This is a genomic window from Allobosea sp. R86505, assembly GCF_042466375.1.
GTDB lineage: Bacteria > Pseudomonadota > Alphaproteobacteria > Rhizobiales > Beijerinckiaceae > Allobosea.
The window spans coordinates 4897277-4910345 of the sequence record NZ_JAXHPY010000001.1 but is presented as its reverse complement, the minus strand read 5'-3'; the positions used below and the strand labels follow the sequence as shown (position 1 = coordinate 4910345).

Here is a 13069-nt window from a genome sequence, read left to right as displayed (position 1 = left end):
GCGGCCTTGAGCGAGCGGAAGCCCGGCCCGCCGCTTGCTTGGACCCTCTCGAAGGGTTGTTATGGCGGCGCGGCCGTCGGGCCGTTCGCCCGGGAGAGTGTCGATGGGGTATCGCGTCGCGATCGGCACGCGCAGCTATCTCTTCAGCGATCTGAAGGAGCTGATGGCGAAGGCGACGCCGCCGCGCTCGGGCGACCGGCTGGCCGGGCTTTCGGCCGAGTCGATGGAGGAGATGATGGCGGCGAGGATGGCGCTCGCCGATTTGCCGCTGCGGACCTTCCTGCACGAGGCGCTGATCCCCTATGAGACCGACGAGGTCACCCGGCTGATCGTCGACGGCCACGATGCGGCGGCCTTCGCTCCCGTCGCTTCGCTGACGGTCGGCGCCTTCCGCGACTGGCTCTGTTCGGACGCCGCGACGACGGAGGTCCTCGCCAAGCTCGCGCCGGGCATGACGCCGGAGATGGCAGCCGCGGTCTCCAAGCTGATGCGCAACCAGGATTTGATCCTCGTCGCCCGCAAATGCCGCGTCGTCACGCGCTTCCGCAACACGCTCGGTCTGGCGGGCCGCATGGCGGTGCGCATTCAGCCCAACCACCCGACCGACGATGCCGCCGGCATCCTCGCCGTGACGATCGACGGCCTGAGCTATGGCTGCGGCGATGCGGTCATCGGCATCAACCCGGCCTCCGACAGCACGGCCCGGATCGGCGAACTCCTTCGCCTGCTCGACGAGTTGATCGCGCGCTTCGACATTCCGACGCAGGCCTGCATCCTGACCCATGTCACCTCCTCGATTGCGCTGATCGAACAGGGCGCGCCGGTCGATCTCGTCTTCCAGTCGGTCGCGGGCACGCAAGCCGCCAACGCCTCCTTCGGCGTCACGCTGGCGCTGCTGCAGGAGGGGCTGGAGGCCGGCCGTTCGCAGAAGCGCGGCACGGTCGGCGACAACCTGATGTATTTCGAGACCGGGCAGGGTTCGGCACTCTCGGCCAACGCCCATCACGGCGTCGACCAGCAGACGCTCGAGGCGCGCGCCTATGCCGTCTGCCGCGCCTATCAGCCGCTTCTGGTCAACACCGTCGTCGGCTTCATCGGCCCGGAATATCTCTATGACGGCAAGCAGATCATCCGCGCCGGGCTGGAGGACCATTTCTGCGGCAAGCTGATGGGCGTGCCGATGGGCTGCGACATCTGTTACACCAACCATGCCGAGGCCGATCAGGACGACATGGACACGCTGCTCACCTTGCTGGGCACGGCCGGCGTCAACTTCATCATGGGCGTCCCCGGTGCCGACGACGTGATGCTGAACTACCAGTCGACCTCCTTCCACGACCAGCTCTACATCCGCGAGGTGCTCGGCCTGAAGCGCGCCCCGGAATTCGAGGACTGGCTCGCCCGCATGGACATCACCGACGCGGCCGGGCGCCTCAGCGCCGGGCAGGGCGGGCCGGCCCTGCTCGCCGCCCTGCAGGACCGTGCCGCATGAGCGGGCCGCAGACACCGCCGGCCCCGAACCGCTTCGCCGAGCTCGCGCGGCTCACCCCCGCCCGCATCGCGCTCGGCCGGGCCGGCGCCTCGCTGCCGATGCGCGAGGTGCTGCGCTTCGGCCTCGCCCATGCCCAGGCGCGTGATGCGGTGCACACGCCGTTCCGCCCCGAGGAGGTCGCCGCAGCCCTCGCGAGGCTCGGGGTTGAGACGCTGCCGGTCGAAAGCGCGGCCCGTTCGCGCGCCGATTATCTGCGCCGGCCGGATTGGGGGCGCAGCCTGTCGCCGCAGAGTCTCGCTGCGCTGCAAGCCCGGCAGGGCCGGTTCGATCTCGCCATCGTTATCGCCGACGGCCTGTCCTCCACCGCCGTTCACCAGAACGCCGCGCCGCTGGTCGAGGCGCTGCTGCCGCACCTTAGGCGCCAGACGTTGACGCTGGCGCCTGTCGTCATCGCTTCTCAGGCGCGTGTGGCACTGGGGGATGCGGCGGGCCAGGCGCTGGGCGCGCGCATGGTCCTCGTCCTGATCGGCGAGCGGCCGGGCCTGTCCTCACCCGATTCGCTCGGCGCCTATCTCACCTTCGCGCCGCGGATCGGCCTGACCGACGAGGCCCGCAACTGCATTTCCAACATCCGCCCCGGCGGGCTGGACTTCGCCGAGGCGGCCTTCAGGCTCGCCTGGCTGATCGACCAGGGCTTCCGTCGCTCGCTGACCGGCGTCAAGCTCAAGGACGAGAGCGACGCGGCGCTGGAGGCGGGCGCGGCCGCCGGTCTGATCCCGAAGGGCTGACCGCCCTCAGCCCGCGAAGCCGCCCTCCGCCAGGAAGGTGGCCTCCTCCGGCGTCGTCTCCCGCCCGAGCAGCGCATTGCGGTGCGGGAAGCGCCCGAAGCGGCGGATCACCGCGCGGTGGCCTTCGGCATGCTCCGCCGCCTCGCCGCCGAGCGGCGTGCTGAGCGCGACCGAGAGATCCTGGTCCGCCAGATCCTCCGAATGGCAGAAGGGCAGGTGCAGGAACAGCCGCAGCGCCGGCTCCGTCGCTGCGCCATGGCCGCGCGCCTGCGCCAACCGCGCGAAATGCCGGGCCAGCGGGTCGGTGGCGTACATATGCGCCGTTCCGCGGAAGCTGTTGCGCGGGAACTGGTCGAGCAGGATCGCCAGCGCCAGGCTGCCCGCCGCAGTGCCCGCCCAGGCATCGAGCTCCCGCCGCGCCGCCGCGAAGTGCAGGGTCATGAAGCGCTCGCGGAACAAGCCGTCGAACGCCGCGTCCTTCCTGAACCAGCGCTCGGGGCCGGCATCGCGCCAGAAATCGATGACGGACTGGGCCGTGTCGCCGGTTTCGCGACGAGGCTTGCCCGGGAGGTCCTGCTGCATGGTCGCTGTTCTCCTTGTCCGGTCCTGCGGCACGGCCGACCCGTGTCCCGTCGGTGGCAGGCGCACTGCGCGCCGAGGGGGCTTGCTAACCAAAGGTCAGCGTCGTCATCTAGGGCTGTGACGACGATGCAGCCGCCACGACCCGCTGACCCGCCGACGGCCGAGGACTCTCCCGGCGGGTCTGCCCACGTCTTCGTCAGCCGCGACATCGCCGAGACACAGGCCTGGCTCAACGCTCTCCTGCGCCGCGATCTCAGGCTGGAGCCGCTCGGCGTCGACGGCTTCGAGGCCAGGCTGTCGGCACAGTCGCTGGCGGGCGCCCACATCATCCGGGCCGAATATCCCGCCGGGATGCGGCTGAAACACGGCGGTGCCACGGACGATCTCACCATCCGCATTGTCGCCGCCGGGGAAGCCTGTTTTCGGCGGGCCGGCAGACGCTTGCCGCGGTGCCGGGACGCGGGCTCGTGCTCAACACCGGCCTCTGCGAATCGGCTGAATACGGGCGTGGCAGCGTGCACACGACCTTCACCCTGCCGGGCGAGGAGGTCGCCCGCATCCTTCAGGCCGCCTTCGAGCGGCCCGCGCCCGGGCAACTGGACATTGCCGGCACCTTCGATGTGGCGGCCCCCGAGGGCGCGACGATCGTTGCGATGATGAGCGCGATCGAGTCGGGCCTCTCCGGCGACGCCCCGCTGGCGTCGGCGCCGCAGGCGGCGAGGCTGCTGCGCGATGCGCTGGTCATGCTGGTCCTGGCGCGCTTCCCGCACCGCTACGCCTCCTGGTTCGAGAGGACGGCGGCCCCGGCGCCCTGGCAGATCCGGCGGGCGGTCGCCTTCATCGACGCGCACAGGGACGGGCCGCTCACCGTCCAGGAGGTCGCCGACGCCGTCGGCATCGGCCTGCGCTCGCTGCAGGAAGGCTTCCGCAAGCACAAGCAGATCTCGCCGCACGACTACATCAAACAGGTGCGCCTGGCCGCGGTGCGCGCCGAACTGCTCGAGCCGGGCTCCACGCGCTCGATCGAGGCGATCGCCCGGCACTGGGGCTTCGTCAACCGCGGGCACTTCGCCCTCGATTATCGCAACGCCTTCGGCGAACAGCCCTCCCAGACCCGCCGCCGCCGCTGACCCATTCTGGCACGACCGTGCCAGGGCGATCCGCAGGGCAGTCTCGGAGCCCGCCGGGCGGCTAGTTGCCCAAACGTAAAGCAACACCCTCCGGCATGGTTACTCAAATGCTGCGATCCCGGGCGGCGCCGACTCCGCCTGCGCGTCGCTGACTCCGGAGACGAATCTTCGTGGAAAAGACGTTAATATAAAAAACTGCATTTTTAAGTGAATTATAAATTTATTCGCTTAAATTCTCGGTATGGAACGAGGGGTTTCAAGTTGCTGTAATACCAACGGCCCTCATTCCTGACCGATATGCGCCCATTCACGCCTCCCGATGGATGTGATGGTCCTGGGCTGATCGACGAGGCGGTTCCACGCGTCGCAGGCGGCGTCGATGATGTCGTCGTAGGTGTCGAAGACGCGGTTTGAGAGCCAGTTCGCGCGCAGATACTGCCAGATGTTCTCGACCGGGTTCAGTTCGGGCGAGCGCGAGGGCAGGAAGATCAGCGAGATGTTTTTCGGCACGACGAGCTTGGCCGTGGTGTGCCATCCGGCGCGATCGAGCAGTAGGACGGCATGGGCGCCCTTCGCGACCGTCCTGGCGATCTCGTCGAGATGGGCCTGCATGGCGTGGGTATCGGCGAAGGGCATGGCGAGCGCCGCGCCGACGCCGCGGGCCGGGCAGATCGCCCCGAACAGATAGGCGCTCTCGTAGCGCTGGTCGGCGGGCTGGCGCGGCCTGGTTCCGCGCCTGGCCCATTGCCGGACCAGGCCGTTCTTCTGGCCGATGCGGGCTTCGTCCTGGAACCAGAGTTCGATCGGCTTGCGCTTCGGCACATGGGCGAGATGGGCCCCCAGCGTCACCGCGAAGTTTTTTTGAACGCCTCGATCACGCGCGCGTCCTGCGCCGGGTGGTGCGGGCGCGCGCTGATGTGGGAAAAGCCGATCTGCTTCAGAAGCTTCCCGATCGTGCGCTCGTGATAATCAACGCCGAAGCGCTCACGAACGACCTTCTGCAGGTCGATGCGCCGCCAGCGCACCACGCCATTGACGGCCCGGTCGGGGCCCGTCTCGACGATGGCCGCCAAGGCGGCGAGCTGATCGGTTGAGAGCCTGGGCGGATGTCCCTTGGAACGAATGTCCTTCAGCCCGTCGGGGCCGCCTTCGTTGAACCGGTGAACCCAGTCGCGCAGCGTCTGGCGATCCATGCCGCCGATCCGCGCGGCCTGCTCCCGATCCATACCGTCGAGAACCGCCGCCAGCGACAGAAGCCGGCGGCTCTGGTTGGCGTGCCTCGACCCCGCCGCAAGCCGACGCAGGTCGAGGGCCGAGTAGTCCGTTCGAAGCTTCACCGCAGCAGCCATGGCGCGAATCCTCCTCGCGCACATGGAATCAGCGAAACGAGCCGCCGAAAAGACCCCCGTGAGTCAGCCGCTATGGCCGTTGGTATAAGTGTTAGTGAGGGGCGTGATGAGCAAGAACAGTGCCAGAGGCCTGGCATCATTTGCTGCGGGGGCAGATTGTACGCTTCGTCACGCCAAGGCGACGGCCGCCTCACTGGCCGGTCTTCTCGAGGCTGGGTCCGGGATCGAGATCGACTGCGCCGGCGTCGAGCAGGCCGACATCACCTTCGTGCAGACACTCCTGGCCGCCAGCCGTAGCTGCGCCGCCCGCGACCTGCCCTTCACCCTCACCAGCATGAGCGACGTCGTCGCTTCCGCCTTCCACCGGGCCGGCGTGACGCCGCCCGGCACGATGCCTTCCGAACTGTCTGGGATCTGACCATGGCCAACATCCTCACCGTCGACGATTCGCCGAGCGTCCGGCAGATGATCAAGCTCGTGCTGGGACCGGCCGGGCACAACGTCGTCGAGGCCGGCGACGGCGCGGAGGGGCTGGCCAAGGCCAAGGCGCAGAGCTTCGACCTCGTCATCACCGATCTCAACATGCCGGTGATGAACGGCATGCAGATGATCAAGGCCCTGCGCGCCCTGCCGGCCTTCATGGGCACGCCCATCGTCTTCCTGACCACCGAATCCGACGACGCCGTCAAGCAGGAGGCCAAGGCCGCCGGCGCGACGGGCTGGATCACCAAGCCGTTCAAGCCCGAGCAGCTGCTCGCCGTCGTCGCCAAACTCGTGAGGGCCTGATGGAACTCGATCCGACGGAAACATTCCGGCAGGAAGCGTCCGAGCTGCTCGATTCGCTCGAGACGGTGCTGCTCGACCTCGGCCAGACGCCGCAGAACCGCGACCTGATCGACGCCGCCTTCCGCGCGCTGCACACGATCAAGGGCTCGGGCGCGATGTTCGGCTTCGACAAGGTCGCGGCCTTCACCCATGATTTCGAGACGGCCTTCGACCTGATCCGCAAAGGCAAGATCGACGCCAACCATGAGATCGTCACGGTCTCCCTCTCGGCGCGCGACTACATCCGCACGCTGATCGAGGACCCCGATTCGACCGACCCGATCATCGGCGAGGCGATCGTCGAGGAGCTGCAGCGCCTGATCGGCGCCGGCCCGGCCGCGGCGAAGGCCGCCGCCCCGGTGGAGCCCGCCGCCGAGGCGGCGCCGGAGGCTCCCGTTTCCGCCGGCTGGCGCATCGAGATCGCCTTCGAGCCCGGCATCCTGCGCAACGGCACCAACCCGCTCGTCCTGCTCGACGATCTGCGCGCGCTCGGCCCCTGCACGGTCGAGGCCGATACTGCTGCGATTCCCGTGCTCGAGGAACTCGACCCCGAGACCTGCCTGGTCACCTGGACGGTGACGCTCGAGAGCGCCTGCTCGCAGGACGACATCGAGGACGTCTTCATGTTCGTCCGCGACGAGATGAAGCTCGTTATCACCCCGCTCGATGCAGGCGGGCAGGCCGGTTTCGGCCTCGACATGTCGATGCCGGGCGATGCGGCGCCCGCCGCCGCCGTAGAGCCCGTGACCAAGGCCGAGACCGCTCCTGCTCCGGCCGCCCGTGCGGCTGCGCCCGCACCCGAGAAGGCTGAGCTGAACCGCCGCGCCGAGGACAAGGGCACGACGGTGCGCGTCCAGGCCGAGCGCCTCGACGAGCTGATGGACCGCGTCGGCGAACTCGTCATCGCCCAGGCCCGCCTCAGCCAGATCGCCCATTCGGGCACCGATCTCGCGATCAAGGCGATCGCCGAGGAGATCGAGCGCCTGGCCTCGGGCCTGCGCGATTCGACCATGGGCGTGCGCATGGTGCCGATGGGCTCGCTCTTCGGCCGCTTCCGCCGCCTCGTCCACGACCTCTCGCGCGATCTCGGAAAGCCGGTCGACTTCGTCACGGTCGGCGAGGACACCGAGATGGACAAGACCATGATCGAGCGTCTCGCCGATCCGCTGGTGCATCTCATCCGCAATGCCATCGACCACGGCATCGAGAACGCCGAGGACCGCGCCAGAACCGCCAAATCCGCCACCGGCCGCATCGAGCTCGCCGCCCGTTATGTCGGCGCGCAGGTCCTTGTCACGGTTCAGGACGACGGCGCCGGCCTCAACACCGCCCGCATCCGCGCCAAGGCCGAGGAGAACGGGCTGATCCCGCCCGGCGCCAATCTCAGCGAGCACGAGATCCACCAGTTCCTGTTTCATCCGGGCTTCTCGACCGCCAAGACGATCTCGGCGCTCTCGGGCCGCGGCGTCGGCATGGACGTGGTCAAGCGCACCATCGAGGCGATGCGCGGCACGATCGACCTGACGACGATCCCGGGCCACGGCTCCTCGGTGACGCTGCGCCTGCCGCTGACGCTGGCCATCATCGACGGCCTGCTGATCCGGGTCGGCGAGGGGCGCTACATCATCCCGCTCTCGGCGGTGGAGGAGTGCATCGAGCTGACGGCGGAGGCGGAAGCCCGCGCCAAGGGCCGCAGTTTCCTCAATGTCCGCGGCGACCTCGTGCCCTTCCTGCGGCTGCGTGACGTCTTCGATGCCGACGGCCAGCCCGATCCCCACCAGAAGGTCATCGTCACCTCGATCGGCGACACCCGCGTCGGCCTCGTCGTCGACCAGATCATCGGCAGCCACCAGACGGTGATCAAGTCGCTGTCGAAGCTGCATTCCGACGTCACCATGTTCTCCGGCGCGACCATCCTCGGCGATGGCTCGGCGGCGCTGATCCTGGACGTCGCCCAGCTCGTCACGCTCGGCCAGTCCCGCGCCGAGAGCGACAGAACCCCGGAGGCCGCGTGATGAGCCAGGCTCAGATGCAAGCAAACCCGCAGGCGGGCGCCACGGGCCTGCCGCCGGCAACCGAAACCCGCCTGCAGGTGCTGATGGTCGGTCTCGGCAACGAGATCTTCGCGATCGAGACCGACATGGTCCGCGAGATCATCGACCCCGTGCCGGTGACGCGCGTCGCCGGCGCCCGCAGCTTCCTGCCGGCGCTGGTCAATGTCCGCGGCAACGTCATCCCGCTCGCGGATCTGCGCATCCGCTTCGGCATGGCCAAGACCGAGCAGACCGCCGACACGCGCATCGTCGTGATCGAGGTCGAGATTGACGGCGACCCCGTCACCCTCGGGCTGCTCGCCGACAAGGTCTACGAGGTCACCGAAGTCTCGACGCGGCAGATGCAGCAGACGCCGCGGCTGGGCAGCCATTGGCGGCCCGAATTCATCCGTTTCATCACCAAATGGGGCGATGAGTTCGTCATCGTTCCCGACATGGCCCGAATTCTGGGCTGAGTACGATTTCCCACTTGCTGGGGCGAAGGGGGCTTCCGATGCGCTTCTCGATCAAGGCCAAACTGTTCGTGACGTTCGGTGGGATCATCGGCTTGTCGATGGTCGCAGGCGGCGTGGCCTATCAACAGCTCGCCGCGCTCGACCGCTCGCAGCAAGAAATCGTTGGCCAGGGCCATCGCATCGTCAAGCTCGGCGAGTTGCAGAATGAGCTCCAGGGCCAGGTTCGGGCCGAGAAGAACGCCATCATCGCCTCCTCGGAGGCTGAACTCGAGGCGGCCGCTGCCGAGCTCATCGCACGGCGCCAGAAGGTGACCCAACTCAGCGCGGACATTCATGCCTCTGCGTCCGAACAGGGCAAGCGGCTGATGGACCAGGTGATGGCCACGGCCAAGGCGCTGAACGAGGTACAGGACACGATTATCCGCAACGCCAAGCTGCACTCCGCGGCGCGGGCGGATGCCCTCTGGCAGACCGAGGGGCAGGCCGTTCTCGCCGCGCAGAACGCGGCCCTCGACAGTCTGCTGGCTGAACTCGACAAGAACCGGGGCTCGGTCGAGCACGAACAGGCTGCTCGCCAGGTCGTCGCCGCCCGCTACCAGACGGCGCGGATGCTGCGCTCGCTAGTCGAAACCTTCACCGCGAATTCGCTCAATGCCCTCGACGAGCGCCGCCGGACGGCACTGGCCGAGATGGAAAGGTTGAAGCGGGCGGCCGATATGGCGGCGGAGCGGCTGACAGCCCTCGGAATCGCCGCCGAGACGCTGCAGAGCCGGGTCGGCCAGGTCGAGGCCGTCGCGCTCCGCGCCGTCGACATCGCCCGCGAGGGCGGCGTCATCCGTGCGGCCGAACTGAGCCGCAGCGAAGGCCGCAAGGCACTCAGCGATTCGCTGGCGGCTGTTGAAGGCTATGCGCACTATGTCGAGAAGCGCATGGACGAGATGGGAGCCGCTGGGACGGCCGCCGCACTCTTCGCCGAAATGCTCCTCGTCGCGATCCTGGCGGCATCCGCGCTGATCGGCCTGGCGGCGGCGACCTGGATCGCCATCGGCATCAGCCGCGGCATCGGCGGAGCGGTGGCACTCGCCAACGCCGTCGCCACGGGTGATCTGACGCGCACGGTGGAGCCGAAGTCCAATGACGAGGTCGGCGACCTCCTGACGGCGCTCAACGGAACGGTCGAGAAGCTCCGCGAAGTCGTCGGCGACGCCACCAAGGCCGCCGAGAACATGTCGGCGGGTTCGCAGGAACTGTCGGCCAGCGCCGAGCAGCTCTCGCAGGGCTCGACAGAGCAGGCCTCGTCGACCGAGGAGGCCTCCTCCTCGATGGAGGAGATGGCGGCCAATGTGAAGCAGAACGCCGAGAACGCCGCCACCACGGAAAAGATGGCGGTTCAGTCGGCTCAGGATGCCGAAGCCTCGGGCGTCGCCGTCGGCAAGGCGGTCGACGCGATGCAGACCATCGCCCAGAAGATCAACATCGTGCAGGAGATCGCGCGCCAGACCGATCTGCTGGCGCTGAACGCGGCGGTCGAAGCCGCCCGTGCCGGCGAACACGGCAAGGGCTTCGCGGTGGTCGCCTCCGAGGTGCGCAAGCTGGCCGAGCGCAGCCAGGCGGCTGCCGCCGAGATCGGCACGCTCTCGGTCGACACGGTGAAGGTCGCCCAGGAGGCCGGCTCGATGCTGGCCAAGCTGGTGCCCGACATCAAGAAGACCGCCGAGCTGGTCGAGGAGATCACCGCCGCCTGCCGCGAGCAGGATGTCGGCTCCAGCCAGATCAACCAGGCGATCCAGCAGCTCGACAAGGTCACGCAGCAGAATGCGGCCGCCTCCGAGGAGGTCTCGGCGACGTCCGAGGAACTCGCCTCCCAGGCCGAGCAGCTCCAGGCCACCATCGCCTTCTTCAAGACGGACGACAGCGGCGCCGCGACCGACCGCGCGGTCAGCCAGCTCAAGGCCAAGGCGAAGCAGATGAAGGCCGTCGCCCAGCCTCGCAAGGCGGCAGCGCCGGCCCGCTCCACCAAGGGCTCGAAGGGCGGCTTCGACTTTGATCTCGACGATGCCGGCGACGAGCGCGACGCCACGTTCAGCCGGGCCTCCTGACCGGAGCGGCCGTCATCGCGGGATGACGGCCGCCACCAACCCTCAAGTTTCCCTCTAGCAGTACGAGTCCTGTCATGCGTTTGACCATCAAAGCCAAGCTGGCCGGCGCCTTCGGCGTCGTCATTGCCCTCTCGACGGCGGCCGGCGGCCTCGCCTACTGGAAGCTCGGCGCACTGGCCGAATCCCAGAACGAAATCATCCAGCAGTCCAAGCGCGTCGAGGCGCTCGACGAACTCAACAGCCGCATGCTGCAAGAGATTCGCGCCGAGAAGAATGCGCTTCTGGCCAAGACCGACCAGGACATCGCGCGCTTCGTCGCCGACAACGCGACGCTGCGGGCCGAAACCGAAAAGCTGCATGGCGAGCTTCATCATCTCGCCAGCCCGGCCGGCCGGAAGCTGCTCGACGAGGCCCATGCCAAGCGCAAGGCCTATGTCGACGCCCAGTCGCGCGCGCTCGCCTATGCCAAGCTGAACTCAGCCAGCCGTGCCGCCGCGCTCTGGGACAGCGAGACGCAGCCCCTGATCTCGGCCGTCACCGCGACGACCAACCCCGTCATCGCGGCCGCCACCGCCCCCACGGCCTCGCCCGAGATGCTGCGCGCCGGCATCGGGATGTTCAACGCCCGCCTCGAATGGCTGCGCCTCTCGCGCCTCGTCTCGGTCATGCTCTCGGGCACGACGGTTGAGGAGATCGAACGCGATCACAAGCAGATCGAGAGCCAGGCCGCCGTGGTCCGGCAGGTGCTCGCCAAGGGCGCCGCGCCGATGCAGGAGTTCGGCATCGCGACCGGGCCGATGCTCGGCGCCTTCGACAACGCGATCGATTCGATCCTGCGCGTCGCGAAGATCGCCGCCGAAGCCGGTCCGATCAAGGCGACGACCCTGTCCACCACCGAGGTTCGCACCACGGCCGTGCAGGCGACGGAGGCCTACAGCGCCTACAGCAAGATGGTCGACGCCCAGATGGCCGAGATCAGCAAGGCGGCGCAGGACGAGGCGGCCTTCTTCAAGAACCTTCTTCTGGCGATCGTCCTCGGCACCTTCCTGATCGCAATCGCCGCCGCCACCTGGATCGCGCTCAGCATCAGCCGCGGCCTGGCCAGCGCCGTCGGCCTCGCCAATGCCGTCGCCATCGGCGATCTCAGCCAGACCATCGCGGTGAACAGCAATGACGAGATCAGCGATCTCGTGACCTCGCTCAACACCATGACCGCCAATCTCAACGCCACCGCGGCGGTCGCGGATTCGATCGCCTCGGGGGACCTCACGGTCGAGACCAAGCCGCTGTCCGAGAAGGACACGCTCGGCATCGCGCTCGAGAACATGGTCACCAAGCTGCGCGAGGTGGTGGCCCAGGTCAGCGGCGCCGCCGAGAACATGTCGGCGGGTTCGCAGGAACTGTCGGCCAGCGCCGAGCAGCTCTCGCAGGGCTCGACAGAGCAGGCCTCGTCGACCGAGGAGGCCTCCTCCTCGATGGAGGAGATGGCGGCGAACGTGAAGCAGAACGCCGAGAACGCCGCCACCACCGAGAAGATGGCGGCCCAGTCCTCGCGCGATGCCGAAGCCTCGGGCGTCGCCGTCGGCAAGGCGGTCGATGCCATGCAGACCATCGCCCAGAAGATCAACATCGTGCAGGAGATCGCCCGCCAGACCGATCTGCTGGCCCTCAACGCGGCGGTGGAAGCCGCCCGCGCCGGCGAACACGGCAAGGGCTTCGCGGTGGTGGCTTCCGAGGTGCGCAAGCTCGCCGAGCGCAGCCAGGCGGCCGCAGCCGAGATCGGCACGCTCTCGGTCGACACGGTGAAGGTCGCGCAGGAAGCCGGCTCGATGCTGGCCAAGCTGGTGCCCGACATCAAGAAGACCGCGGAACTGGTCGAGGAGATCACCGCCGCCTGCCGCGAGCAGGATGTCGGCTCGACCCAGATCAACCAGGCGATCCAGCAGCTCGACAAGGTCACCCAGCAGAACGCGGCGGCCTCCGAGGAAGTCTCCGCCACCTCCGAGGAACTCGCCGCCCAGGCCGAGCAGCTCCAGACCACCATCGCCTTCTTCAGGCTCGACGAGCGGACGACGCCGGTCCAGGCCGCCGAGCCCGTCACCAAGGCGGTCAAGCAGCTGCGCGGCAAGGCCGCCAGCATGGCCGCCGCGATCCAGCCGAAGAAGGCGCCCGCTGCCAAGCCGGCCCGCAAGGTCGCCAATGGCGGCTTCTCCTTCGACCTCGCCGGCGGCGAGGACCAGGACGACGCCGCCTTCCACCGCAACTGACGAGGTGCACCGGCCCGGGTCCCCCGGG

At 68.3% G+C, this 13069-nt stretch carries 11 protein-coding genes; 9 read left to right on the top strand and 2 right to left on the bottom strand.

Going from position 1 to position 13069, the window contains the following annotated elements:
- The first annotated feature begins 103 nt into the window (after positions 1-103).
- Positions 104-1492: an ethanolamine ammonia-lyase subunit EutB gene (locus SJY11_RS23675; RefSeq protein WP_376989153.1), complete on the top strand. Its 1389-nt coding sequence runs from the start codon at positions 104-106 to the stop codon at positions 1490-1492.
- Positions 1489-2280: an ethanolamine ammonia-lyase subunit EutC gene (gene eutC / locus SJY11_RS23670; protein WP_376989152.1), complete on the top strand. Its 792-nt coding sequence runs from the start codon at positions 1489-1491 to the stop codon at positions 2278-2280. Before SJY11_RS23675 ends, eutC begins: the two co-directional genes overlap by 4 nt.
- Positions 2281-2286: 6 nt before the next feature.
- On the opposite strand, the gene SJY11_RS23665 is transcribed toward eutC, so the two are convergent.
- A complete protein-coding gene (locus SJY11_RS23665; protein ID WP_291827009.1) occupies positions 2287-2862 on the bottom strand; it encodes a DUF924 family protein in 576 nt (191 codons plus the stop codon).
- Between the two features lie 467 nt (positions 2863-3329).
- Between SJY11_RS23665 and SJY11_RS23660 the strand changes: the two genes are divergently transcribed.
- A complete protein-coding gene (locus SJY11_RS23660; protein WP_376989150.1) occupies positions 3330-3992 on the top strand; it encodes a helix-turn-helix transcriptional regulator in 663 nt (220 codons plus the stop codon).
- Between the two features lie 282 nt (positions 3993-4274).
- On the opposite strand, the gene SJY11_RS23655 is transcribed toward SJY11_RS23660, so the two are convergent.
- Positions 4275-5341 (bottom strand): IS630 family transposase gene (locus SJY11_RS23655; RefSeq protein ID WP_376984777.1). Its coding sequence is split into 2 segments (ribosomal slippage): positions 4275-4855 and positions 4855-5341, totalling 1068 coding nucleotides; the frame shifts between segments, so codons are not numbered across the junction.
- A 106-nt stretch (positions 5342-5447) separates the two neighbouring features.
- On the opposite strand from SJY11_RS23655, the gene SJY11_RS23650 reads away from it, so the two are divergent.
- The 6 genes from SJY11_RS23650 to SJY11_RS23625 all read left to right on the top strand — a co-directional run bounded on the left by SJY11_RS23650 (position 5448) and on the right by SJY11_RS23625 (position 13041).
- On the top strand, positions 5448-5759 hold the full coding sequence (locus SJY11_RS23650) for an STAS domain-containing protein (protein ID WP_376989149.1): 312 nt from the start codon (positions 5448-5450) through the stop codon (positions 5757-5759).
- Between the two features lie 2 nt (positions 5760-5761).
- The gene (locus SJY11_RS23645; RefSeq protein WP_267520282.1) at positions 5762-6127 is read left to right on the top strand and encodes a response regulator; all 366 of its coding nucleotides are present in this window, start codon (positions 5762-5764) and stop codon (positions 6125-6127) included.
- Positions 6124-8181 (top strand): chemotaxis protein CheA, encoded by a 2058-nt coding sequence (locus SJY11_RS23640; protein ID WP_376989411.1) that lies wholly within the window; start codon positions 6124-6126, stop codon positions 8179-8181. Before SJY11_RS23645 ends, SJY11_RS23640 begins: the two co-directional genes overlap by 4 nt.
- Positions 8182-8195: 14 nt before the next feature.
- Complete coding sequence (locus tag SJY11_RS23635) at positions 8196-8675, top strand: chemotaxis protein CheW (protein ID WP_376989410.1); 480 nt, start codon at positions 8196-8198, stop codon at positions 8673-8675.
- A 38-nt stretch (positions 8676-8713) separates the two neighbouring features.
- A complete protein-coding gene (locus SJY11_RS23630; protein ID WP_376989148.1) occupies positions 8714-10774 on the top strand; it encodes a methyl-accepting chemotaxis protein in 2061 nt (686 codons plus the stop codon).
- Between the two features lie 74 nt (positions 10775-10848).
- Complete coding sequence (locus SJY11_RS23625; protein WP_376989147.1) at positions 10849-13041, top strand: HAMP domain-containing methyl-accepting chemotaxis protein; 2193 nt, start codon at positions 10849-10851, stop codon at positions 13039-13041.
- Positions 13042-13069: the final 28 nt, after the last annotated feature.